The 22,873-nt window shown below is 63.9% G+C and carries 24 protein-coding genes; 10 read left to right on the top strand and 14 right to left on the bottom strand.

Annotated elements, in window-relative coordinates:
- A partial coding sequence (gene kdpA, locus QZ213_RS06655) for a potassium-transporting ATPase subunit KdpA (RefSeq protein WP_291685271.1) occupies window positions 1–1,310 on the bottom strand: 1,310 nt, incomplete at its 3' end.
- An 85-nt stretch (window positions 1,311–1,395) separates the two neighbouring features.
- Window positions 1,396–1,485, bottom strand: coding sequence for a K(+)-transporting ATPase subunit F (locus tag QZ213_RS06660; RefSeq protein WP_291685272.1), 90 nt, complete (start codon window positions 1,483–1,485; stop codon window positions 1,396–1,398).
- 638 nt (window positions 1,486–2,123) lie between these two features.
- Between QZ213_RS06660 and QZ213_RS06665 the strand changes: the two genes are divergently transcribed.
- The 5 genes from QZ213_RS06665 (at window position 2,124) to dapA (ending at window position 4,814) form a co-directional block, all read left to right on the top strand.
- On the top strand, window positions 2,124–2,591 hold the full coding sequence (locus QZ213_RS06665) for a hypothetical protein (protein WP_291685273.1): 468 nt from the start codon (window positions 2,124–2,126) through the stop codon (window positions 2,589–2,591).
- Window positions 2,592–2,670: 79 nt separating this feature from the next.
- Window positions 2,671–2,910, top strand: coding sequence for a hypothetical protein (locus QZ213_RS06670; protein ID WP_291685274.1), 240 nt, complete (start codon window positions 2,671–2,673; stop codon window positions 2,908–2,910).
- A gap of 207 nt (window positions 2,911–3,117) precedes the next feature.
- Window positions 3,118–3,372, top strand: a complete 255-nt coding sequence (locus tag QZ213_RS06675; RefSeq protein ID WP_291685275.1) for a hypothetical protein — start codon at window positions 3,118–3,120, stop codon at window positions 3,370–3,372.
- Window positions 3,373–3,404: 32 nt separating this feature from the next.
- Window positions 3,405–3,842: a hypothetical protein gene (locus tag QZ213_RS06680; RefSeq protein ID WP_291685276.1), complete on the top strand. Its 438-nt coding sequence runs from the start codon at window positions 3,405–3,407 to the stop codon at window positions 3,840–3,842.
- Between the two features lie 6 nt (window positions 3,843–3,848).
- A complete protein-coding gene (gene dapA / locus QZ213_RS06685) occupies window positions 3,849–4,814 on the top strand; it encodes a 4-hydroxy-tetrahydrodipicolinate synthase (RefSeq protein WP_291685277.1) in 966 nt (321 codons plus the stop codon).
- A 36-nt stretch (window positions 4,815–4,850) separates the two neighbouring features.
- On the opposite strand, the gene QZ213_RS06690 is transcribed toward dapA, so the two are convergent.
- Both QZ213_RS06690 and QZ213_RS06695 read right to left on the bottom strand, forming a co-directional pair.
- Window positions 4,851–5,048, bottom strand: a complete 198-nt coding sequence (locus QZ213_RS06690; protein WP_291685278.1) for a hypothetical protein — start codon at window positions 5,046–5,048, stop codon at window positions 4,851–4,853.
- A gap of 62 nt (window positions 5,049–5,110) precedes the next feature.
- Window positions 5,111–5,419 (bottom strand): hypothetical protein, encoded by a 309-nt coding sequence (locus tag QZ213_RS06695; protein ID WP_291685279.1) that lies wholly within the window; start codon window positions 5,417–5,419, stop codon window positions 5,111–5,113.
- 246 nt (window positions 5,420–5,665) lie between these two features.
- Between QZ213_RS06695 and QZ213_RS06700 the strand changes: the two genes are divergently transcribed.
- From QZ213_RS06700 to QZ213_RS06710, 3 genes are all read left to right on the top strand, one after another.
- Window positions 5,666–6,337, top strand: a complete 672-nt coding sequence (locus QZ213_RS06700) for a hypothetical protein (protein ID WP_291685280.1) — start codon at window positions 5,666–5,668, stop codon at window positions 6,335–6,337.
- Between the two features lie 28 nt (window positions 6,338–6,365).
- Complete coding sequence (locus QZ213_RS06705) at window positions 6,366–6,581, top strand: hypothetical protein (RefSeq protein WP_291685281.1); 216 nt, start codon at window positions 6,366–6,368, stop codon at window positions 6,579–6,581.
- Window positions 6,582–6,837: 256 nt separating this feature from the next.
- On the top strand, window positions 6,838–7,632 hold the full coding sequence (locus QZ213_RS06710; protein WP_291685282.1) for a cyclic nucleotide-binding domain-containing protein: 795 nt from the start codon (window positions 6,838–6,840) through the stop codon (window positions 7,630–7,632).
- Window positions 7,633–8,025: 393 nt separating this feature from the next.
- Here QZ213_RS06710 and fdhF read toward each other — a convergent pair whose 3' ends face one another.
- From fdhF to mobB, 7 genes are all read right to left on the bottom strand, one after another.
- A complete protein-coding gene (fdhF, locus tag QZ213_RS06715; RefSeq protein WP_291685283.1) occupies window positions 8,026–10,791 on the bottom strand; it encodes a formate dehydrogenase subunit alpha in 2,766 nt (921 codons plus the stop codon).
- A complete protein-coding gene (locus QZ213_RS06720) occupies window positions 10,788–12,497 on the bottom strand; it encodes an NADH-ubiquinone oxidoreductase-F iron-sulfur binding region domain-containing protein (RefSeq protein ID WP_291685284.1) in 1,710 nt (569 codons plus the stop codon). The genes fdhF and QZ213_RS06720 overlap by 4 nt, the downstream gene beginning before the upstream one ends.
- A gap of 153 nt (window positions 12,498–12,650) precedes the next feature.
- Window positions 12,651–12,926, bottom strand: a complete 276-nt coding sequence (locus QZ213_RS06725; RefSeq protein WP_291685285.1) for a hypothetical protein — start codon at window positions 12,924–12,926, stop codon at window positions 12,651–12,653.
- Between the two features lie 90 nt (window positions 12,927–13,016).
- A complete protein-coding gene (locus QZ213_RS06730; protein WP_291685286.1) occupies window positions 13,017–14,672 on the bottom strand; it encodes an OFA family MFS transporter in 1,656 nt (551 codons plus the stop codon).
- 401 nt (window positions 14,673–15,073) lie between these two features.
- Entirely contained in the window at window positions 15,074–15,325 is a 252-nt protein-coding gene (locus QZ213_RS06735; protein WP_291685293.1) for a sulfurtransferase TusA family protein, read from the bottom strand.
- 59 nt (window positions 15,326–15,384) lie between these two features.
- The gene (gene glp, locus QZ213_RS06740; protein ID WP_291685287.1) at window positions 15,385–16,641 is read right to left on the bottom strand and encodes a gephyrin-like molybdotransferase Glp; all 1,257 of its coding nucleotides are present in this window, start codon (window positions 16,639–16,641) and stop codon (window positions 15,385–15,387) included.
- A 6-nt stretch (window positions 16,642–16,647) separates the two neighbouring features.
- The gene (gene mobB, locus QZ213_RS06745) at window positions 16,648–17,175 is read right to left on the bottom strand and encodes a molybdopterin-guanine dinucleotide biosynthesis protein B (protein ID WP_291685288.1); all 528 of its coding nucleotides are present in this window, start codon (window positions 17,173–17,175) and stop codon (window positions 16,648–16,650) included.
- 179 nt (window positions 17,176–17,354) lie between these two features.
- On the opposite strand from mobB, the gene QZ213_RS06750 reads away from it, so the two are divergent.
- Both QZ213_RS06750 and mobA read left to right on the top strand, forming a co-directional pair.
- Window positions 17,355–18,245, top strand: coding sequence for a formate dehydrogenase accessory sulfurtransferase FdhD (locus tag QZ213_RS06750; RefSeq protein WP_291685289.1), 891 nt, complete (start codon window positions 17,355–17,357; stop codon window positions 18,243–18,245).
- Window positions 18,235–18,885: a molybdenum cofactor guanylyltransferase MobA gene (gene mobA / locus QZ213_RS06755; protein ID WP_291685290.1), complete on the top strand. Its 651-nt coding sequence runs from the start codon at window positions 18,235–18,237 to the stop codon at window positions 18,883–18,885. The genes QZ213_RS06750 and mobA overlap by 11 nt, the downstream gene beginning before the upstream one ends.
- A gap of 173 nt (window positions 18,886–19,058) precedes the next feature.
- Here mobA and QZ213_RS06760 read toward each other — a convergent pair whose 3' ends face one another.
- The 3 genes from QZ213_RS06760 to QZ213_RS06770 form a co-directional block, all read right to left on the bottom strand.
- Window positions 19,059–21,011 carry a molybdopterin biosynthesis protein gene (locus QZ213_RS06760; protein WP_291685291.1) on the bottom strand — a complete coding sequence of 651 codons (1,953 nt, stop codon included), beginning with the start codon at window positions 21,009–21,011 and terminating at the stop codon, window positions 19,059–19,061.
- A 22-nt stretch (window positions 21,012–21,033) separates the two neighbouring features.
- Entirely contained in the window at window positions 21,034–22,155 is a 1,122-nt protein-coding gene (locus QZ213_RS06765) for a molybdopterin-binding protein (protein ID WP_291685294.1), read from the bottom strand.
- Between the two features lie 55 nt (window positions 22,156–22,210).
- Window positions 22,211–22,873: substrate-binding domain-containing protein (locus QZ213_RS06770; protein WP_291685292.1), on the bottom strand; the 663-nt coding region annotated here is incomplete at its 5' end.

Genomic DNA, 22,873 nt, shown 5'->3' on the forward strand with positions numbered 1-22,873 from the left:
ACCGCGGTCCAGCCCAGATACATCAGCGGCAGCACCAGGATCGCGAGCATCGCCATCTTGACCTCGCGCGCCTCGATCTTCTTGCCGACATATTCCGGGGTGCGGCCGACCATCAGGCCGGCGACGAAGATCGAAATGACGACAAAGATAAGCATGCCGTAGAGGCCGGCGCCGACGCCGCCGACGATGATCTCGCCGAGCTGCATGTTGATCAGCGGAATCATGCCGCCAAGCGCGGTGAACGAGTCATGCATGGCGTTGACGGCGCCGCAGGAGGCCGCGGTGGTGATGACGGCAAACAGCGAGGAGGCAACGATGCCGAAGCGGACTTCCTTGCCTTCCATGTTGCCGCCGGAAAGCCCGAGCGCATGCATCGCGGTGGTGCCGTTGGCTTCGGCCCAATAGGTCACGACGACGCCGGCGATGAACAGCACGCCCATCACAGCCAGCACCGCCCAGCCCTGCTTCTGGTTGCCGACCATGCGGCCGAACACGTTGGTCAGGGCAGCGCCAAGCGCGAAGATCGAGATCATCTGGATGAAGTTCGACAGCGCCGTCGGGTTCTCGAACGGGTGCGCGGCGTTGGCATTGAAGAAACCGCCGCCATTGGTGCCGAGCATCTTGATGGCGACCTGGGAAGCCACCGGTCCGACCGCGATGGTCTGCTTGGCGCCTTCCAGCGTCGTCGCATCGACATAGGCGCCCAGCGTCTGCGGCATGCCCTGCCAAACCAGAAACAGCGTGTAGACGACGCAGATCGGCATCAGCACATAGAGCGTGCAGCGGGTCACATCGACCCAGAAATTGCCGATGGTGCGCATCGAGGAACGGGAGAAGCCGCGGATCAGCGCCACCGCCAGCGCGATGCCGGTCGCCGCCGACAGGAAGTTCTGGTGCGTCAGCCCCAGCATCTGCACCAGATAGGACAGCGTGCTCTCGCCGCCGTAGTTCTGCCAGTTGGTATTGGTGATGAAGGAGATCGCGGTGTTGAAGGAAAGGTCTTCGGCGACCGCAGATTGTTCCGCCGGGTTGAACGGCAACAAGGCCTGCAGCCGCATCACCGCGTAGATGATCAGGAAGCCACCGACATGGAACAGCAGCATGGCGACCGTGTAGGTCAGCCAGTGCTGCTCGCGCTTCTCGTCGACGCCGCCGATCCAGTACAGCGCGGCCTCGACCGGACGCAGGATCGGAGACAGGAAGGTGCGTTCGCCGTTGAAGACGCGGGTCATGTACCAGCCGAGCGGTTTGACCAGCGCAACGACGACGGCGCAATACAGAATGATTTGAATCCAGCCAATGGCGGTCATGGTCGTGTGCCTTCAGTTTGCACGTTGTTCTCTAGGGAATGGGTTGGCGCCACGGACCAAGTCCGGGGCAGACTTGTTTCGAGCGTCAGAAGCGCTCGGGCCGCAGCAGGGCGTAGGTCAGGTAAACCAGCAGGCCAACGGAAACGAGACCGGCGAGCGAATAATCGAAGATCATGGTCGTTCTCCTCACCACAGCGTTTTCAAGCGAAGTGCATTCCGGTTCGCGTGAAGAAAACGCGTCAAGATTTAAAGCCGTTCGCAGGCGTAGGCATAGCCTATGCCCAAAACGAAGAGGCCAAAGCCGAGGGCCAGCATGACGACGTCCCACATGACAAAGCTCCTTGTCGCGCTTGTTTCGATGCGCAACCTCTGCGCGTTTTGGGAAGGCGAATTGCGTTGGATCAATTGCGGATCGGATTGCGACCCAGGCCTTACCCGTATCAGTGGCCGTGAAGTGCCACTCGGCGCATAGGTTTTCGAGGCGGTCGCAACGGCAACGTTATAGGAATCTTATAGGAGCCTCTGCGTAATCCCGGCGAGGCGCGGACCGGATCCGTAACCCTCTGAATCCATTGCCGGCAGGTGGCATTGGTCGCTCTCCCGTCATAACGAGTGGCGGCGGGTGAAAGGCGTGCGCCTGTGCCACCCGCTTGTCGGGACAGAGCTCCGGTCAAGGGCGGATAGCCCCTTCGTTGCTGCCTATATGACATCTTTATTTCTGGGCGCCCCGTCCCACCTCGTTTTCAAATGGCGTTTTGGCCATCTTGCGGGAGCGGCTGCAGATATGGGCCGCAGCTCTTGCGAGATAAAGCCATGCCGCTCCTCAGAGAACATCATGATCCGCTCGAGATCGGCGACCGGCTGCGCACCGCGCATGCCGTGACGGCCGGGCTGATGTCGGACATCGTCGGCGCCGCGTGCCGGCGCTTTCCGTCGGTGGGGCAGACCGAAAAGACCGCGCGGATCGAGCGACTGATCGGGTCCGAAGCCTGGACCGATGCCGCGCTGGCGCTGATCGACCTCGAACTGCCGCTATGGCAGGTTCGCCGCATCGCCTATGACGAGGGCGAGTGGTACTGCGCCCTGTCGCGCGAACGCGAGCTGCCCGACTGGCTCGACCGGTCGATCGAAGGCCGCCATTCGGATTTGGCGCTGGCGATCCTGAGCGCGTTCGTCGAGGCCCAGCGCATCGCGGCACCGGCGAGCCGGCCGAGCGTTCCTGCCGTGTCGCGCGACGCGAACCCGCTCTACGAGCCGGTCTGCTGCGACAATTTCGGCTAGGCGGTACCCCAGGGGATTGCCGGAGTTTAGAGTTTTGGCCCAGCTTCCGAAGCTATCGCGACAACTGAGACCGACCCAGGTGCTCGTCCGCTTTTTCCTGCGCATAAACATTCTGGTATTCTTCGCTGCTTTCGCCAGCGCCGGCTTTGCCAGAGCCCTCGCCGCGCTGCTGTGGATGTCGATCATCCTCTGCGCCGTCGTCGGCGCCATGAGGCGTGAACAACCATTCGGCGCCGCGCTCAACCACTGGGATGAAACGGTGGCCTACGCGGCCCTGTTCGCCCTGGTCAGCAGCTTCAATCATGCCGTCCCGGTCTGAAACAGCACCACGGCCCTATACGGCGCTTATGAGATCGCCGCCCTGTCGCCCTCGAATTCATATCCGCACCTGAACATATTGGCCGCATGAGTGAAGCCGTCTCCCGATCGTCGAAAACCATTCGACCACTCGCACACAAACAAATAGCGGCGGATTGGTCCACGGCGCCGGAAGCACGCGCTACTCGCCACCAGAAGGACTACCAACGTGAAGCTCGTCGAACCTCCCTCGTGTAGCTCGCCATCAGCCATCGTCTTCATCGGCAAGAACAGCCGCGGCCAGTGGGTCGCCCAGGAACAGAGCGGCCTCTATGGCGGCCTGTTCGTCAACCGCGCCCAGGCCGTCAAATACGCGCTGTTCGAGAACGGCCATCACCCAGAAACCGTCGTCGAATTGTCGCGCGAGATCGAACTCGACATGGGCGACAAGCTCCCCTTCCCCGCCGCCCGGCGCGCTGCATAAGAGATCGAGCGTCCGTCATTCAGGAGGACCAGATGGGTCATTCCACCTCGAGCCGGGAGCAGGTCGTCGACACCATGATCGACCTCACCCGCCTTTCCAATCTCAATCGGACCATCGTCGCTGGCCACGACAGCCTGGAGCTCTATCTGGCGCTGCGACGGCGCGGATTCGTTCGGGTGGCCACCACCGCGACCTGCCGCATCCCGAAGCGGCAACACGCGGTCGGCTTGGTCACGGGGCAGAACTCGCTTTCTGCCATCGAAGCCGCGCTGGCGCAGATCGCGCAATTCCTCAGCCCCAGTGCCGCTATTGCCGTCCTGATCGACTCCCGCGAAAGCGGACTCTGCCTGAAAGTCCGCAACCGGCTGGAACAGATGGGCTTTCGGATCGAGGCGGGCGTCCGGTGCCAGCAGGGGCTCGTGCTGTCGGCCTACCGTCAGGGCTTCAACCAGATGGAAATCGCAGCGTGAACCGCCATGACGCATCCGGCACATCCCGCCATTTGGCTGGCGGGCTACATCCCCGACCTACCCACCCCGTTCGATGAAGCGGACAATCTCGATCTGGCGGCATTCACAAAATTGTGCGAACGCCAGATCGAGGCAGGCGTCTCGGCCATCGTCGTCGGCGAAACCGCCGGCGAGGCGTCCACGCTGACGCCGGTCGAGCACGACCGCATCGTGCGCGCCGCCGTCGAGACCACGCGCGGCCGCGTCCGCGTCATTGCCGGCGCCGGATCGAATTCGACCAGCCAGGCCATCGAGCTGACGCGCCGCGCCGAGGCCGCCGGCGCCGATGCGGTGCTGTCGGTCGTGCCCTATTACAACAAGCCGATGCAGGCCGGCATCTACGCGCATTTTCGGGCGATCGCGGTTTCGACCTCGCTGCCCATCATCCTGCACGACGTTCCATCCCGCACCATCCGCGAGCTGTCCGACGATACGCTGGCGCGGCTGGCGAAATCGGGACAGTTCATCGGCTTGCGGGATGGCACCGGCGATTTGACGCGCCCCCTGCGCTTGCGCTCACTGCTGCCGCCGGCGTTTCGGCTCCTGTCCGGCGATGACTTAACCGCGCTCGCCTTCATCGCCAATGGCGGGGATGGCTGCCTATCCCTGGTATCGAATGTCGCGCCGGATCTGTGCCAGGCGATCTTTTCGAGCTGCAGGCAGGGACGATTGCAGTCCGCGCGATATCTGCAAAGCCGGCTGGCGCCGCTGACGGCCGCGCTCGCCAAGGAGAGCCCGGCGGCCCTGAAATATGCGCTTTGCCTGCTTGGCTTCATGTCGCCCACCACCCGACTGCCGATCGTCGAACTGGCCGATGCGGGCAAGACCGAAGTGGCGAGGGCGATCGCCGAAATCGGCGACGAGGATCTCGCCTGTCCGCTCGAGAGCCGGCACGGTCGCCGCTTTCACACGGATGCGGCCGCCAGGCCGTAAGCGTCGATCGGGAGTTTCGGATATCGCTGCAGGGATTCAGGCGCCGTCGGCAGGGGCGCGATTCCGGGAGTGCTTTTCGCGCCATTTCGGTCCGGGACCGCGCATATAATGGTGGTGGGGCTGATAGGCCCTGCGCGGTCCGTCCCAGGAGGGTCCGAGAAACGTCACCACGGCGCCGACGACTTTGCGCAGGAGGGAAACCAGAACGGATGCGGTGAACGAGGTTTGCGACATGTGACGTCTCACGCCAGACAGAAGTGACTCCGAAAAGGCGGGTCGGACCGCCCGCCTTTCCGTTAGCGCTTGGTCGGCCGGGATTTGGGCGCGACCCAATCATTGTTCGAGCGGTCGAAGCGAATGCCGCGAAGCTCGAGCTCGCGCTCCATGCGGCGCAGTTTTGAATTGGCGATCGCCTCGATCATGGTTCTGAAATAGCCGCTGACGTGCCTCAGGGCGTTGCGCGCGCGCACGCGCGTGCGCTTTCGCTGCGTCCGGCCGAACCGATAGCCATCGGCCGATTGGTTTCGGGCCATCAGATAGGCGCGATAATCATCGCCGTAGAGCAGATCCCGGAATTTTTCGTCGCTGGTCAGAAAATGAGACATCTTCGATCTCCGCCGTCAGTTCGCGTTGCGAGCTATGGGTGCGAAGATGCGGATGGCAGCATAGGAAATCGAGGCGGCCTCCGGCGCTCTCTCATAGGCGCGGCATAAATGCCTAGCGCGGATGGCGCGGCACAATTTTCCATCGAGGACTTTTATATCGCTCCTATGAGATGCCATGCGGGGCCCTCTCGCATTCCTATGGCCTCGCCGGCACATCATGGCTGTTGGATTCCTGAGGAGGCCGCCATGGCCGCGATCACTTTCAACACCGCGCATCCGAAAGGGCAGGTCCGGGAACAGCTCGACGTCGTTCTCGCCGCTTTCCGCCGGATGCTGGATAGCTTTGTCAGCTACCAGGTGCGACAGGCCGCTGCCGAGGCCCAGCACGCTCGCCCGCGTCAGACCCCGGTTTCGCCAACGAAGAACGAAGTGAACGCCATGCAGCTGACATCCACAGACTTTTCGTCGCGGCAATCGCCCGAACTTTCGACGCCTGCGATCCTGCAGGACGGCGAACGCGCCAGCATCCTGCCGCCGGATCGGCCCGCGACCGTCACGGCGCAGTTTCGGCCGCTCGATCCCGGCGTCGTCAGCGAAACCATTCCGGCGTTTTTCATCGGCCGCAACAAGCAAGGTTTCTGGGTCGCCCGTGACGTCAACGGGCGGATCGGCGGAATATTCCTGCTCGAAAACTCCGCGGTGTCGTTTGCCAGAAGCAATAGCGGGGCTGCGGGCTGCGCAAGCATATACCTGTCCGAGCGGTTCGAACTCGACCTGGAAAACCGGGGCAACCCGTTTGTGGTTCAGCTTGGATCTTGCACGCGCATGGCGACGCATCTTCAACGGCGAATGGCCGCCATGACCGGCAAAGTGACGGAAGCGGTCAAACGCCGGCTGAAGGATTTTCGCGGCCTGTGAATCGAATGGTCGCCATGGGATTTTTGACATGACCATGCTTGCCCACACCGGCGGCCCGCGAAAGCGGACTGCCGCTTCGCCGAAAAGCCGAGACCCGGCCGGAGCCAATGCGGCGGCCGCCTATCCCGCGATCATCGGACGGCTTTTCATCCGCGCCCTGATGATGCTGGCGGGCGGGGTTGCCGTCGCGGCCATCATGGCGCTGAAGATGGCCACCTATCTCCCGCGCTTCGTTCATCAATGACGAAAGCCGGGTGTCACGCGCTTCTGTGTTGTCCGGGGCGGTAGCGCCGGCCAAACTGCCTTATTTTACGCCGCGACCATAAAGCGCGGTCGGATTCTCCATGGAATTCCCATAGTGGCGCGCCCGGGTTGATCCCTTTATACTTTCCGGCGCGGGGTGATTTGACACCTCCGAAGGCTTGCTTGCCAGGAAACAGGCCGCGCATACGCCGCGCGGAGATGTCGGGGGATACGATGAAGTCCAGCGGTGCAGACCTGTGACGACACTAGATCGCATCCTCAACACGGCGGCGGACAACCTCACGGTCGCGAAGATCCTGGTTCAATTGGGCCTCGACCCCGACAACGTCACCTATGATGCCATCTTCAACCGCCTGCTGGAAATCTTTCTGCATAACATCACCCTGGCCAACATGTTTGCCCTGGTGGGCGCGATCTTCTTTGTCGCCACCTTGCTGACGCAGACCATGGTGCCCCTGCGGGTCGCGAACATGATCGGTTGCGCATTCTTCGCCGGATTCGGCGCGCTCAGCGGCACCGTCACGACCTTTCTCTTGTATCTCCTGATGGTTCCCATCAATGCGTATCGCCTCCGTCAAATGCTCGTTCTCGTGAAGAAGGCGCGTAGCGCAACTCAGGGCGACACCTCGATGGAATGGCTCAAGCCGTTCATGACCGAGCGCAAATATCGCAAGGGCGATATTTTGATGAAAAAGGGCGACGCGGCCAACGAAATGCTGCTGACCGTCACCGGCAGATTCCGGGTCATCGAAATCAACGTCGACCTTCCGCCGGGACGGCTAATGGGCGAACTCGGTTTCCTGACGCCCGACAACCGCCGGACAGCGACGATCGAATGCATCGAGGACGGACACTGCCTGACCATCACTTACGAGAAGCTGCTCGAGATCTACTTCCAGAATCCGCAATTCGGCTATTACTTTCTGGTCCTGACCAGCCAGCGCCTGCTGGAAAATATGGCGCGGCTCGAAGCCATTATCGCCCAGAATAAAGCCACCCAGCAGGCTGCCGCCGCCGGCGGCCCGAACTAAACGCCGATCCATTCTCCGTGGCGTCAGGTCTCGTGCAGATACATCCAGAACACCCCGACTCCAGCCAGCAAAAGCGCCAAGCCGATCTGCCAAACCGGCACCGATGCGGGGTCCTTGGATAGCCAGCCGGAAGCAAATAGAGCAATCGATGGCACTGGAACTCGAACGATTGAAGCCATTTGAACCCTGTTCGCGCGCCAGTGGGTCGGGATCGCGCGAACCAAGTTGATATGAATCAACGATCCCGACCGCCATCGGGACAGAATTTATTTTTCGATGGGCGGGGGTCTGGACATGGTCGAATTGAAGATCGCCCTGATGGTCGTGATCATCGCCATTCTGTTTTTTGTGATCTATTTCACGGCCATCCCAAGCTAGGCGTCAGCGTTCTGCCTACTCCGCCGCGTTGCTGATTTCGGCGCGCTCGGCCCTGACCGCGCAGAACTTGAACTCGGGAATCTTGCCGAACGGATCGAGCGCCGGATTGGTCAAGAGGTTGGCGGCTGCCTCCGCGTAGCAGAACGGCATGAACACCATGTTCTCCGGCACGTCGCGATCGGAGCGCACCTTCACCTCGACCGCGCCGCGGCGCGTCTCCAGCCGGACGAAATCGCCGGGCCAGACCTTCAGGCGCCGCATGTCCTTCGGGGACATGAACGCAACCGCCTCCGGCTCGATCTGGTCGAGCACGCTGGAGCGCCGCGTCATCGAGCCGGTGTGCCAGTGTTCGAGCACGCGGCCGGTGGAGAGCACCATCGGGTATTCCGTGTCCGGCAGTTCGTCCGGCGGCAATACCCGCGCCGGCACGATCTTGCCGCGGCCGCTCGCGGTCGGAAAACCCGTGGTGAAGATGATCTCGTTGCCGGGCTTTTGCGGGTCATCGACTGGATACGTCACCGCGCCCTCGCGCACCAGCCGTTCCCAGGTGATGTTCTTGAGAGAAGGCATCACTTCGGTCATCTCGGTGAAGACGTCGGCCGGCCCGCTGTAATTCCAGGGCAGCCCCATCCGCTTGGCGATTTCCTGGATGATCCAGAGATCCTGCTTTGCCTCGCCGGGCGGTTTTATGACTTCGCGGGCCAATTGGACGCGGCGATCGGTGTTGGTAAAAGTGCCGGATTTTTCCGCGAAGGCCGAGGCCGGCAGGATCACGTCGGCATGGAACGCGGTTTCGGTGACGAACAGGTCCTGCACCACGAGATGCTCGAGTTTTGCCAGCGCCTCGCGGGCGTGCTGCAAATCCGGATCCGACATCGCGGGATTTTCGCCCTCGATATACATGCCCGTGATGTCGCCGGCATGGATCGCGTTCATGATCTCGACCACGGTGAGACCGCGGACCGGATCGAGGTCGTAGTGCCAGAGTTTCTCGAACGGCTCGCGCAGGTCGGTGCGGCCGACAGGCTGGTAGTCCGGCAGGAACATCGGGATCAGGCCGGCGTCGGAGGCGCCCTGCACGTTGTTCTGACCGCGCAGCGGATGCAGGCCGGTGCCGGGCCGGCCGACCTGGCCGGTGATCAGCGCCAGCGCGATCAGGCAGCGCGCATTGTCGGTGCCATGCACGTGCTGGCTGATGCCCATGCCCCAGAAGATGATCGAGGACTTGGCGCGCGCATACATCCGCGCCACTTCGCGCAAGGTCTCCGCCGGAATGCCGCAGATCGGCTCCATCTTCTCCGGCGTGAACTCCGTGATTCGTTCCTTCAGGTCGTCGAAGCCCTCGGTATAGCCCGCGATATATTGCTCGTCGGTAAGGCCCTCGGTGATGATGGTGTTGATCATCGCGTTCAGCATCGCGACGTCGCTGCCGGCCTTGAACTGCAAGTGCTTGTAGGCATGGCGCGACAGCGTTTGCCGGCGCGGATCCATCACGATCAGCTTGGCGCCGCGCTTGGCCGCGTTCTTGATGAAGGTCGCGGCGACCGGATGGTTCACCGTCGGATTGGCGCCGATCACGATGATGACCTCTGCATCCATGGCGGCTGCGAACGGCGCCGACACCGCACCGGAATTGAGGCCTTCCATCAGGGCGGCGACCGAGGAGGCGTGGCACAGCCGCGTGCAGTGATCGACATTGTTGGAGCCGAAGCCGGTGCGCACCAGCTTCTGGAACAGATAGGCCTCTTCGTTCGAGCCCTTGGCGGAGCCGAAACCGGCCAGCGCCTTCACGCCCTTTCCGTCGCGGATTTTCACGAGGCCCTTGGCCGCGATGTCGAGCGCCTCTTCCCATGACGCTTCGCGGAAGTGCGTGAAGGGATTGGCCGGGTCGACCTGGTCGTTGGCATCCTTCTTCGCATTCGCAAGCCGCACCAGCGGCTTCGTCAGGCGATGCGGATGATGAATGTAGTCGAAGCCGAAGCGGCCCTTGACGCACAGCCGGTTGTGATTGGCCGGGCCGTCGCGGCCCTCGGCATAGATGACCTTCTCGTCCTTGACCTGATAGGTGACCTGGCAGCCGACGCCGCAGAACGGGCACAGCGAATCCACCTTCCTGTCGGGATAGGTGACGCGGGTCTGGTTTTCGTCGAGCATCACCGCCGGCATCAGCGCGCCGGTCGGGCAGGCCTGCACGCATTCGCCGCAGGCGACGCAGGTCGATTCCCCCATCGGATCGTCGAAATCGAACACGATCTTGGATTCGTGGCTGCGATAGGCCATGCCGATCACGTCGTTGACCTGGACCTCGCGGCAGGCGCGCACGCACAGCCCACACTGAATGCAGGAATCGAGATTGACGCGCATCGCCGGATGGCTGGCGTCGCCATCCCAGCGCGCGGCGGCCGGAAAGCGGCTTTCGGTCACCTCGACCTTTTCGGCCCAGTGCCAGAATTTCGAATCGGGATCGTGCGAGGTTTCGCGCGCCGGCTGATCGGCGACCAGCAGCTCCATCACCATCTTCTGCGCCGCGACCGCGCGCGGGCTGGCCGATTTCACCTTCATGCCGACACTCGGCGTGCGCTTGCAGGAGGCCGCCAGCACGCGCTCGCCCTCGATCTCGACCATGCAGGCGCGGCAATTGCCATCGGGCCGGTAGTCGGGTTCGGGCGAATAGCACAGATGCGGGATTTCGTTGCCCTGGCGCTTTGCCACCTGCCAGATGGTCTCGCCGTTGACGGCCTCGACTTGCTTGCCGTCGAGTTCGAACTGGATTTTGGTCATTCCGCAGCCTCTTTCGGCAGGAACTCATCCGGGAAGTATTTAATCACAGTTGTCAGCGGATTCGAGGCCGCCTGGCCGAGACCGCAGATCGAGGCGTCCCGCATCGCCTGGCCCAATTCCTCGAGCAATTCGCGGTTCCAGACCGGCTTCTGCATCAACAGCGCCGCCTTCTGGGTTCCGACCCGGCAGGGCGTGCACTGGCCGCAGCTCTCGTCCTCGAAGAACCGCATCAGGTTCAGCGCCGCGCCCTTCACGCTGTCCTGCTCGGACAGGATGATGACCGCGGCCGAACCGATGAAGCAGCCGTATTTTTCCAGCGTGCCGAAATCGAGCGGAATGTCGTCCATCGAGGCCGGCAGGATACCGCCGGACGCCCCGCCCGGCAGATAGGCATGGAATTCATGCCCGTCGGCCATGCCGCCGCAGAATTCGTCGATCAGTTCGCGCACGGTGATGCCGGCCGGCGCGAGCTTGACGCCGGGATTCTTCACCCGCCCCGATACCGAATAGCTGCGCAAACCGCGGCGCTCGTTGCGGCCATGGCTGTTCCACCATTGGGGGCCCTTCTCCACGATGTCGCGCACCCAGAACAGCGTTTCGATGTTGTTGATCAGCGTCGGCAGTCCGAACAGCCCGACCTGGAACGGGTATGGCGGCTTGTGCCGCGGCAGGCCGCGCTTGCCTTCGATGCTTTCCAGCAGCGAGGATTCCTCGCCGCAGATATAGGCGCCGGCGCCGCGCCGCAGGTGCAGCACCGGACCGCCGGGCGGCAGCTTCGCGATCTCGCACTCGAGGATCTCGAGGGCGGCCGGATATTCGTCGCGGATATAGATGTAGACGTCGGATGCCTCCACGATATGCGCGGCGATCAAGGTACCTTCGAGGAAACGGTGCGGGTCGCTGTTGAGGTAGACGCGGTCCTTGAAGGTGCCGGGCTCGCCCTCGTCGCCGTTGACCGCCATCAGCCGCGGTCCGGGCTCGCCGAGCACCGCGCGCCATTTGCGGCCGGTTGGAAAGCCGGCGCCGCCAAGCCCGCGCAGGCTGGAATCGTCCAGGACCTTGAGGATGTCGTCCTTTGTGACCGCGCCGGAGCGTAGCCGCGCCAGAAGCTGGTAGCCTCCATCCGCCACATAGGCGTCGTAGCCGACATAATCAGGGACATGCGGATGGGTATCGCCGCGCTCGGCGGTCGCGAGCACCTCGGCGGCCGTCGCCTGATGCACGAAATGGTGGCCGACTTCGGCGACCGGAGCCGCGTCGCACAGCCCGACGCAAGGCGCGCGCACCACGCGAATGCCGGGCCCGGCGCTGTCCTGCAATTCCTGCAGCAGCTTTTCGCCGCCCAGCATGGCGCAGGTCAGCGAATCGCAGACGCGAATGGTCAGCGGCGCGATATCGGGCTCGCCTTCCTTCACCACATCGAAATGCGCGTAGAAGGTCGCGGTCTCGAACACTTCCGCGAACGACAGCTTCATCTCGTCGGCAAGTGCGGCGAGATGGGCTGCGGAAATCTGATGATACTTGTCCTGGATAAGGTGCAGATGCTCGATCAGGAGGTCGCGCCGCCGCGGCCGGTCGCCGAGCAGGAGTTCGATCTCGTGTGCGGCGGTCGGGTCGACCTGGCGTCCCTTGGGAGTCGATTTGGCCCGCTTGCGTCCCTCGCCGGGATGTTCGAACGGACGGACCTGTTGCACATCATGACTCATTGGGAGGTCTCGTTGCTGGCGTCATCCCTAAGACTCTAATCTGTGGCATGCCACATGCCAAGTAGCAAAGTTGCTGCAGAAATAATGATTTAAGGGGCACGCAGCCCTCGCTGTCATGCCCCTCGATCGACATCGGAATTCTGGCCAAAGGGCTCAGGACTTGCCCATGCAGTCCTCGATGTAGAACCAGCGGTCGTCGCCGGCCAGTCCCTTCGACTTCACCTCTTTGCGACACTCCTTGAGCTTGCCCTTGTTCGCGCTCCACTTGGCCTTCATTTCCTTCAGCTTGTCGGCCGTCAGCTTCATTTTCGAAGGCTTGGCGGCAGCCGGCGCCGGCGTAGCCGCCGGAGCCGTGGTCTGGGCCGAAGCCGTATGCAGGCTGCCTGCGACAAGCAGCATGGCGGCGAGACAAACACTGGTGCGAAGCATGGAAATCCCCTCGGGTCTTATTGCTCTACTGGATTGGAAAGACGTTTAACCGCGGGACGAACTTGACGTCCCGCGGTGAAGGGGCGGCGATCAGAAGATCTTCATCGCGCTTTCCAGGGTCTTCCACACACCCCAGGCGAGCGGCACGCCGACAAAGGCCCAGAACAGCGCGGCCCTGGCGTCGAAGCCGCCCTTGCCGATGCCGAACGAGCCGTGCTGGATCGCAGCTTCGCTCTTGGCGCTCGCCGCCTGCAGCTTGGCGACCTCGTCGGCGCTCATGTGCCATTTGTGGTCGACCGGCTTGATCAGAAAGTTGCAGATCAGGCCGCCGATCAGCATGGCACACAGGATGTACATCGTGGTGTCGTAGAGCTTGTCGCGCGGCACCCCGGCGGCGAGCTGGAACTCGCGGATGTAGTTCACCACCACGGGACCGATGATGCCGGCGGTCGACCACGCCGTCAGCAGCCGTCCGTGAATGGCGCCCACGAACTGCGTGCCGAACATGTCGGCGAGATAGGCCGGCACGGTGGCGAAGCCGCCGCCATACATCGACAGGATGACGCAGAAAGCGCCGACGAACAGCGCTTTCGATCCCATATTGGCGAAGGTCGGCGCCAGCGCGTAGAGCGCGATGCCGAGCAGGAAGAAGCAGTAATAGGTCGCCTTGCGGCCGATATGATCCGACAGCGACGCCCAGAAGAAGCGGCCGCCGATGTTGAACAGCGACAGCAGCCCGGCAAAGCCCGCCGCGATCCCCGCAATCGCCGTTTTCTGCTCAACCGATAGCTGGCTGAAACTCAGGCTCGGCATCCCGATCAACTTGCCGGCGAAGATTTCCTGCAACATCGGCGACGCCATGCCGATGACGCCGATACCTGCCGACACGTTCAGGCAGAGCACACCCCAGATCAGCCAGAACTGCGGCGTCTTGTGCGCGTCTTTGAGATGGACGTTGTTGCTCGAAATCATCGCATTGGCTTTGGCCGGCGGTGTCCAGCCGTCGGGCTGCCAGCCGACCGGAGACACGCGATAAGCAAAGGCGCCGATCATCATGAACACGAAATAGATCACGCCCATGGTGGCGAAGGTCTGCCAGACGCCGACATCGGTCGGAGTCTTGAAGTAGTTGATCAGCAAATTCGCCAGCGGCGCGCCGATCATGGCGCCGCCGCCGAAACCCATGATCGCCATGCCGGTCGCCATGCCGCGACGATCAGGAAACCATTTTACGAGTGTCGAGACCGGAGAGATGTAACCGAGGCCGAGACCGACACCGCCGATCACACCGGAGCCGAGCCACAGCAGCCAAAGTTGATGAATGTAAATTCCGAAGGCCCCGAGCAGCAGGCCGCCGCCCCAGCACGCTGCAGCGACGACGCCGGCCTTGCGCGGCCCGACGCGCTCGAGCCAGCCGCCCCACATCGCGGCGGAAACGCCAAGCAGCACGAAGAACAGGGTGTACATCCAGCCAAGGCTGGCCACTTTCCAGTCGCAGGTTGTGGTGAAAAGTTCCTGCACCAGCGACATATCCGGACATACTTTGCTCGTGGTGACCCCGATCGCACGCGACAGCGGCAGCCAGAACACGGAAAAACCATAAGCCATGCCGATGCACAGATGGATGCACAGCGCCGCCGGCGGCACCAGCCAGCGATTGAAGCCGGCTTTTGCAATCGTATGCTCTCGGTCGAGAATCCCCTCACCGCCGCGAGCCACCGCGCCAGCGCTATCAAGTGTAGTCATTTAATCCTCCCCTACAGCCGCCCCTGCCGGGCCGGTCTGTCGCGTCCACGATCCACTATCTTAAGTTCTTTTTGCCCACGCAAGCTTCTGCCTTGCTGCTCCGCACCATTCCGAAATGCGCCGGTCCCCCAGCGCGCATTCGAAATTTCAGCCCACCAAACGTCTCGCACCTCGAAAGGCGGGATATGCCGCTCGTCGCCGCCCGATCCGGATTCTACCCTGGATTGCGTGCCATATTACCGGCGCAAAACTGCTCTCCGCCCCACAGAGGAGCGAGATTGGGTCAGAAACTGCGGTCGATGTCGATATGGCAAATGGTAGCGTGGCTCGGCGTGTCCCCCCAGCGCAGAGCAGCAAGCCAACGGAACTTGGCCAGATTTTGTCCCCGCATCCGTGGGCAACTAACCATTCTCGTTTTCGATCGAGCCATTTGCCTTTTCAATCAGGAACACGATTCGCTGCTCGGCGCGCTCGGTAATCTCGACCTTGTCACCGGTTTCCCGAATCAGATTGGGGATGTCGATCACCGCCAGCGGGTCGGTGCAGCGAACTTCCAGACGGTCGCCCGGCTTCAATGCTTTCAACGCCTTGCGCGTCTTCAATGCCGGCAACGGACATTTGAGGCCGGTGAGATCGAGTTTCGTCGTGGTCATGCGCCCATAGATGACGGAGCGGGCCCGCATCGTCAACGGAAGCCCGGAGCCGGCGGGCCTCACATCAGGCTGGCGTAGGCGAGGAAGCCGACGGTCTGGCCCGGTTCGACCTGCGTGACGTCTTCGCCCAGTTCGACCAGCCCGTCGGTGTCCACCAGCGAGGACAACAGCCCTGCCCCCTCGCGCGGAAATTTTGTCGCTTCCAGCCCGCCGTCCGCCGCTTGACGCAGGCAGACCCGGACATATTCCCGGCGGGCGATCTTCTTCCTGTAGGCGAAGGCCGCGCGAACCGGCATCGGAACGACCCGCTGTGGCAAAGCGCCCGCCAGCGCCAGCACGGTCGGGCGCACCACATGGACGAAGGTGACAAAACTTGCGACCGGATTTCCGGGCAGTCCGATGAACGGCGTGCCACCGATGATTCCCATCGCCACCGGACGCCCGGGTTTTATTGCCATGCGCCACAGCACCAGCGTGCCCACGCTTTCGACGGCGGCCTTGACGTGGTCCTCTTCGCCGGTCGAAACGCCGCCGGTGGTCAGGATCAGATCATGTCTGCCCGCCACCCGCTTCAGGCCCGCCGCCAGCGAGACGCGATCGTCCCGCAAAATACCGAGATCGCGAACCTCGCAGCCCAGCCGGCCCAGCATCGCCATCAGCATGAAGCGGTTCGAATCGAACAATTGCGCAGGCTTGCGCGGATCGCCCGGCGACACCAGTTCGTTGCCGGTCGAAAACACCGCGACCCGGATCCGCCGCGCCGCTTCGATCTCGGTCAGGCCGAACGCCGCCGCCAGCGCGACGTCCTGCGGACGCAGCCGCCGGCCTTTTGCCAGTGCGGCAGCGCCAAGCGGAATATCTTCGCCGGCGGGACGTACATTGGCGCCGGGTTTCAGGCCCGCCGGGAGAATCACCCTGCCCTCGCCGTCGAGCCGCACGTCCTCCTGCATGAACACTGTGTCGGCGCCCTCGGGCATCGGTGCGCCGGTGAAGATGCGAACGGCGTGGCCCGGCTGGATCGGATCAGTTGCCGCGGAGCCTGCCTGAACGCGCCCGCCCACGGCAAAGGCCGCTTCGGCGCCTTTCGGAAGATCGCGGCTGCGCACGGCGTAGCCATCGACGGCGGAATTGGTGAAAGGCGGCAGCGGCAGCGGCGCCGAAATGTCGCTGGCGAGGATGCGCCCGTCCGCGTCCTTCAGCGCAACTGTCTCGACCTCCTTCACCGGCGCGACCCGCGCGGCGATGATGGCGACGGCTTCATCGACCGACATCATCGGACCGCCGAAGGCAAAGCAATCGTCGGACAATTGCGCCATGTTGTCTCAGCTTTCGCCGGCGCCGCGCGCCAGCAGGTCTTCGAGCGACATCGCGTATCGCTGCATCATAGCGGCGACGGCCTCGATGTCATCGAGATGGGCTGTTGGCAGCGCGGTTTCAACCGCGGTGTCGGTCGCAATCCCCGCGATCGCCGGATCGCTTGGGAACAAGAACGGCTTGCCGTTGGCTGCGCGATGCACCTCGATCTTGCGATGCGACTCGGATTTGAAGCCTTCGACGACGACCAGATCGACCGCTGACATTTTCCTAAGCAACTGCGGCAGACGCGGCTCGGCGGCACCGCGCAATTCATGCATCAAGGCCCAGCGGTTGCCGGAGGACACCAGCACCTCGGCGGCGCCCGACTGGCGGTGCACCCAGGAATCCTTGCCCGGCACGTCGACATCGAAACTGTGATGGGCATGCTTGACGACGGACACCCGCAATCCGCTCGCGATAAAATGCGGGATCACCCGCGACAGCAGCGTGGTCTTGCCGGCACCGCTCCACCCGGCGAGCCCTATCACTTTCATCGTATTCTCCGACCCCTCCACCGTCATTGCGAGGAGCGAAGCGACGAAGCAATCCAGCTCCTTTGCCGCATTCGTGGATTGCTTCGCTTCGCTCGCAATGACGGAACCGGGCGCATATTGTTCATGCTCTGAGATGCTTTATATCGGCTAACAGGCAATGTCATGCTAGCCTGCGAGACATGATGAAAATCGACAAAGCGCCCGTTCCCCTGATCTTACCGGATCCGCACGATCCCAGGTTGACCGAACGCGTCGCCGGGACCGACCAGACCGGGGCCACGGTCGAGATCAACGTCCCGGTGGAGCGGCCGCTGACGCTGTATCTGAACGCGCAGGAGATCGTCACCATGATGACGATTGGCGACTACCCCGAATATCTCGCGCTGGGCTATCTGCTCAATCAGAACATGCTCAAATACAACGACGTCGTCACCGAGGTCGAATATGACGACGACCTGCAGGTAGTGGTGGTGCGCACCGAGCATCACACCAATTTTGAACAAAAATTGAAGAAACGTACGCAGACCTCGGGCTGCGCGCAGGGCACCGCGTTCGGCGATCTCCTGGAAGCGATCGAAAGCGTCGCGCTGCCAAAGGCGGAACTGCGCACCTCCTGGCTCTACCAGATGACGCACACCGTCAACACCATGCCCTCGCTCTATCTGGAGGCCGGCGCGATCCATGGCTGCGTGCTGTGCAAGGAGGGCACGCCGCTCTGTTACACCGAAGACGTCGGCCGCCATAACGCCGTCGACAAGATCGCGGGCTGGATGTTCCGCCATGATGTCGATCCCGGCGACAAGATGCTCTACACCACGGGGCGGCTGACCTCGGAGATGGTGATCAAGACGGTGCGGATGGGAATTCCGATCCTGATTTCGCGCTCGGGTTTTACGGCGTGGGGCGTCGATCTGGCGCGGCAGGTCGGGCTGACGCTGGTCGGCCGCACGAAGGGAAAGCGCTTCATCGCGCTGTCGGGACAGGAGCGCATCATCTACGACCAGAACCTGGCTTTCGTCGAAGAGGAATCCGCCCGTCACAAGCGCAAGGGCGCCGACCGTGACGAGTGAATTTCCGGCGACGTCAATCGACGCGCCGGCGACGCCCGCGATATTGCTGGCCGGCGGGCTGGCGCGGCGGATGGGCGGCGGCGACAAGCCGATGCGCACCATCGGCGGCCGCACCATTCTCGAGCGGGTGATCGCGCGGCTGCAACCGCAATGCGACGAGCTCATTCTCAACGCCAATGGCGATCCGGCGCGCTTTGCCGGTTTCGGCTTGCCGGTGATCCCCGACACGGTTGCGGATTTTCCGGGACCGCTCGCCGGCATCCTCGCCGGCCTCGACTGGGCCGCGGCGAACCGGCCGGAGGTTTTGTGGGTATTAAGCGCGGCGGCCGATTGTCCGTTCCTGCCGCGCGATCTCGTCGCACGCCTGCACCGGGCGCGCGCCGAAGAGAACGCGCAGCTCGCGGTCGCGGCATCCGACGGCCAGTCGCATCCGGTGATCGGATTGTGGAGCGTGGCGTTGCGCGAGCAGCTTCGCCATGCGCTGGTGGCCGAGGACATCAGGAAGATCGACCGCTGGACCGCGCGCTACAGATTGGCCACCGTGACGTGGCCAACCACGCCGCTCGATCCCTTCTTCAACGCCAACACCATGGATGACATTGCGGAAGCGGAGCGGCTGGCGGCGCTGGACGGGGGCTAGGCGCCGATCCGCCCATTTGCCTTGACCCGGATCGGCACCTGCGGCGACTACACAACGCCGGGCGTTTGCCTGCTTGTCTTATTTCCCCGGATGCGCACGGGCCCCACGGTTCTGCCGGCGATGCGAAGCATCGTCCGGAGACGCGCGGCGACGCGCGCTCCTCACCACGAGGTTTACGCCGGCCGAAACCCGGCTCGCGTCAGCGCCGCGCGAGCTTCCTCCGACGCCAGCGCCTTGAGGAACGCCTGCACCGCCGGGCGATCTTTCCGCGCCGTCACCAGCGCAAAGTCATAATGCTCGTCCGCGAACGGAATGAAGCCGAGGCCCGCGGCGTGCGCGACCGGCGCGATGGTCATGCCCCAGTCGGCGCGCTGCTGCGCGATCGCGGCGGCGACGGCGTTGTGCGACTTCGGCTGGTTCCAGTAGCCGTCGGGCCTGTTATCGCCGAGCAGCCGGTCGATCAGGATGCGGGTGCCCGCGCCCTGATTGCGGTTGACCATGATGCAGGCGGCATCGGCGAGCGCGGCGCGCACCGCGGCTTTCGCGTCCTTCGCTGCCTCGAAGCGCGAATCGCCCTTGCGAAACACGATGCCCTGCATCCGCCGCCAGCCCGGCACCAGTTCAAGTCCCGGCCCGAGAAACGGCGTGTTGTAGGTCTCGGTCTTCTCGTCGAACAGATGGATCGGCGCGAAATCGCATTCGCCGCGCTTGGCCGCCGCAATGCCCCCGAGGCTACCGACCGCAATCGAACGCACCGAGAGGCCTGCGTGCGCCAACTGCGCCGTCACCAGATCGAGCCCGGTGCAGTGGCTGCCGACGATGACGAGATCGGGCACCCGCACATGCGGCGTGAACAAGGTCACCTCGGCCTCGGTGCCCGCCGGCATCTGGTCGGCGAGCGCATCGATCTTCAGGAAGCCGTCGGCCTGAGCGAACGAAGTGATGGCGCCAGATCCCTTGCCGGAGGGATAGGCGATCAGGCCGTCATTGCCTTCGACCAGCGATACCATGACGAATTCGGTGCGGCCGAGTTCGGACGCGATCCGCACCGGAACCCTGGCGACAACCTTGGCATCCGAACGCGGCGGCAGCCCCGCCATCCGCCGCAACACCGGCACGATCATGTCGTGGAAGGTGAACATCGCCGAGGTCGGAAACCCCGGCAGGATCACCACCGGCTTGCCGTCGCAGACCGCGAGGCACAGCGGCTTGCCGGGCTTCAGCGCGACGCCATGCGCGATGATGCCGGGTTTGCCGAGACGCGCGATGATGCGGTGGGACAGATCGCCCGCGCCCTTCGAGGTGCCGCCGGACAAAACCAGCATGTCAGAGGTCTCGAGCGCCCGGCGCATCGCGGCTTCGAGCTTTTCCGCGTCATCGGCAACGGCGCCGAGAAAGATCGCTTCGCCGCCATTCTCGTTCACCGCCGCCGTGACGATGGCGCCGTTGGTGTCGTGGATTTCGGCCGGACCCAGCGGCCGGCCCGGCTGCACCAGTTCGTCGCCGGTGGAGATCACGGCGACCCGCGGCCGGCGCGCAACGGTGACCTGCGCAATTCCGCAGGCCGCGCACATGCCGATCTCGCGCGAGCCGATCACGGTGCCGGCGCGGAGCAGCGCCTCGCCGCGCGCGATATCGGAGCCCGCATAGGACACGAATTGCCCCGGCGAGGCGGCGCGGCGGATCTCGATCGCCCGCGGGCCGACGGGTTGGGTATGTTCGACCATCACGACGGCGTCGGCGCCGCGCGGCAGCGGCCCGCCCGTCGCGATGGAGGTCGCCGTTCCCGACAGCACCGGCCGCGTCGGCGCGGTGCCGCAGGCGATGATCTCGTCGTTCAGCTTGACGCGCACCGGCGTTGCCTCGCCGGCGGAGGCGAGATCGGCGGAGCGCACCGCAAAACCGTCGACATTGGAGCGATCGAACGGCGGCACGTCGATCGGCGCCACGATATCCTGCGCCAGCGTGCAGCCGAGCGCATCGGCAAGCTGCCGCTGCTCGGTTGGAACCGGCCGCGGGAAAAGGCCGGCCTCGAACCGCTCAAGCGCCTCTTCGCGCGACAGGATGGTCAGGAACTGGTCCTGATCCATATTGTCGCGGTTCTTCGGCAAGGGCGAATTGGTCATGCGGGAACCTGTAGACCCCATATCAGTCCCGCAGCATATAGGCATCCACCGGCGTGCCTGCCGCAAAGCCCTCGGCGCCGCCGGGCACCGCCAGCCATGCGTCGGCGCGGGCGATCGCATCGAGCGAGAGGTCGCCGACCGCCAGCGGCAGCCATCGGCCCTCGATCTTTTCCACGAGCACGAGCTCAGCGATGCCTACGCTTGAGGCAATTTTGCGCGCAAGCGGCAGGGTGACGGGCTGCCGCGGCCGGAGCCCGGACAGGGCGTCCAGCACCGGAAGCGCCAGCGTCCACCACGCCGCCAGCGCCTGATCCGGCGCGCCCGGCAGCGCGAGAACCGGGATGCTTCCAACCCTTCCGACCGCCGCGGTCCGGCCGGGCTGCAACGCGATGCCATGGGCAATGACCTCGCCGCGCCTGGCCAGCGCCGCGATCACCGCATCGTTGCCGCCGACGCCACTGCCGCCCGTGGTGATCAGCATATCGCACGCGCTAGCGTCGGCCGCCTTGGCAACGGATGCCGCATCGCGCCCCGGAGCCTCGCTGCAGACGACGCCAGCCCCGGCCGCCCGTGCGCTTTCGGCGATCAGCTGCGCCGTCACCGCTTCGCCCGAGGGAGCGGGAATGTTGACGATACACAGCCGCGGACGGCGCACATTCAGTGTCGAGAGACCCGCCGCGCGTGCGATCAGGAGATCGAGCGGGCGAATCCGCCGTCCCGGGGCGAAGACGAAACTTCCCTCGGCGATTTCGCTGCCGGTGCGGCGAACGCCCTGCCCGGGGGTTGCTTCCGCCAGCGCCTGAACCATCGGGCCGCTTTGATCCAAGAGGTCGGCATCGATCACACAGTCGCAGCCCGCCGGCATGGCTTCGCCGGCTTCGACCCAGACCGGCGGCGCGGAAAGCGGCAGCGGCGAATAGGACGACGCGCCGACGAGATCGCGGGCGCGCAGCGCCCAGCCGTCGCTGACGGCGACGTCGCGGGAGGGATGCGCGGGAAGCGGCGGCATGTCCGTGGCGACGCCGCCCAGGGCTTCCGCGAGCGGAAGTGCCGCAGGCGCGACCGGTTCAAGCCCCCGCAACAGCGCAGCGAGCGCGGCGTCGAGCGGGGTGAGCGAAACCGGCAAACGCTGGGTCGGGATCATCTGGAAATGGTGGACCACGCATCGTCCCTTTGGCAACCGTCGCGAAGAAGATTGCTCATGACCCCTTCTTGTCCGCGTCGGGAAAGAACAGCTGCTGGCCGTCAATCTTGTAGCCCGCGATCACGGCCTGGCCTTCCGGCGAGATCAGCCAGTCGACGAAGGCCTGGCCGAGTTCTTTCTTCACGGTAGGATATTTCTCGGGGTTCACCAGCATGACGCCATATTGATTAAACAGCCGCTTGTCGCCCTCGACCACGATTTTGAGATCGCCTCGGTTCTTGAAGGAGATCCAGGTGCCGCGGTCGGAGAGCGTGTAGCCGTTCATGGCGGCCGCGGTGTTGAGGGCCGCGCCCATGCCCTGCCCGATCTCGCGGTACCACGGGCCCTTGGTGGATGATATATCGATGCCGGACTGCTTCCAGAGCGCGAGTTCGGCCGAATGCGTGCCCGACCGGTCGCCGCGCGAGACGAACGGCGCGGCCTTCTCCTGAATCGTTTTCAGCGCGGTCTCGATGTCCTTGCCCTTGACGCCGGCGGGATCGCTGTTCGGCCCGATCAGCACGAAATCGTTGTACATCACGTCGAAGCGCTTCACGCCGAACCCCTCGGCGAGGAATTTTTCCTCCTGCGCCCTGGCATGGACGAACACCACGTCGGCGTCGCCGCGCCGCGCGGTGTCGAGCGCCTGGCCGGTGCCCTGCGCGATCACCTTCACCTC

It is taken from the genome of Bradyrhizobium sp. (assembly GCF_017881085.1).
Lineage (GTDB): Bacteria > Pseudomonadota > Alphaproteobacteria > Rhizobiales > Xanthobacteraceae > Bradyrhizobium.

Coding starts and splice junctions, on each gene's coding strand:
- QZ213_RS06660 (WP_291685272.1), bottom strand. CDS start 1,485: ATGATCTTCGATTATTCGCTCGCCGGTCTCGTTTCCGTTGGCCTGCTG.
- QZ213_RS06665 (WP_291685273.1), top strand. CDS start 2,124: ATGCCGCTCCTCAGAGAACATCATGATCCGCTCGAGATCGGCGACCGG.
- QZ213_RS06680 (WP_291685276.1), top strand. CDS start 3,405: ATGGGTCATTCCACCTCGAGCCGGGAGCAGGTCGTCGACACCATGATC.
- dapA (WP_291685277.1), top strand. CDS start 3,849: ATGACGCATCCGGCACATCCCGCCATTTGGCTGGCGGGCTACATCCCC.
- QZ213_RS06690 (WP_291685278.1), bottom strand. CDS start 5,048: ATGTCGCAAACCTCGTTCACCGCATCCGTTCTGGTTTCCCTCCTGCGC.
- QZ213_RS06695 (WP_291685279.1), bottom strand. CDS start 5,419: ATGTCTCATTTTCTGACCAGCGACGAAAAATTCCGGGATCTGCTCTAC.
- QZ213_RS06700 (WP_291685280.1), top strand. CDS start 5,666: ATGGCCGCGATCACTTTCAACACCGCGCATCCGAAAGGGCAGGTCCGG.
- QZ213_RS06705 (WP_291685281.1), top strand. CDS start 6,366: ATGACCATGCTTGCCCACACCGGCGGCCCGCGAAAGCGGACTGCCGCT.
- fdhF (WP_291685283.1), bottom strand. CDS start 10,791: ATGACCAAAATCCAGTTCGAACTCGACGGCAAGCAAGTCGAGGCCGTC.
- QZ213_RS06720 (WP_291685284.1), bottom strand. CDS start 12,497: ATGAGTCATGATGTGCAACAGGTCCGTCCGTTCGAACATCCCGGCGAG.
- QZ213_RS06725 (WP_291685285.1), bottom strand. CDS start 12,926: ATGCTTCGCACCAGTGTTTGTCTCGCCGCCATGCTGCTTGTCGCAGGC.
- QZ213_RS06730 (WP_291685286.1), bottom strand. CDS start 14,672: ATGACTACACTTGATAGCGCTGGCGCGGTGGCTCGCGGCGGTGAGGGG.
- QZ213_RS06735 (WP_291685293.1), bottom strand. CDS start 15,325: ATGACCACGACGAAACTCGATCTCACCGGCCTCAAATGTCCGTTGCCG.
- glp (WP_291685287.1), bottom strand. CDS start 16,641: ATGGCGCAATTGTCCGACGATTGCTTTGCCTTCGGCGGTCCGATGATG.
- mobB (WP_291685288.1), bottom strand. CDS start 17,175: ATGAAAGTGATAGGGCTCGCCGGGTGGAGCGGTGCCGGCAAGACCACG.
- QZ213_RS06750 (WP_291685289.1), top strand. CDS start 17,355: ATGATGAAAATCGACAAAGCGCCCGTTCCCCTGATCTTACCGGATCCG.
- QZ213_RS06760 (WP_291685291.1), bottom strand. CDS start 21,011: ATGACCAATTCGCCCTTGCCGAAGAACCGCGACAATATGGATCAGGAC.
- QZ213_RS06765 (WP_291685294.1), bottom strand. CDS start 22,155: ATGATCCCGACCCAGCGTTTGCCGGTTTCGCTCACCCCGCTCGACGCC.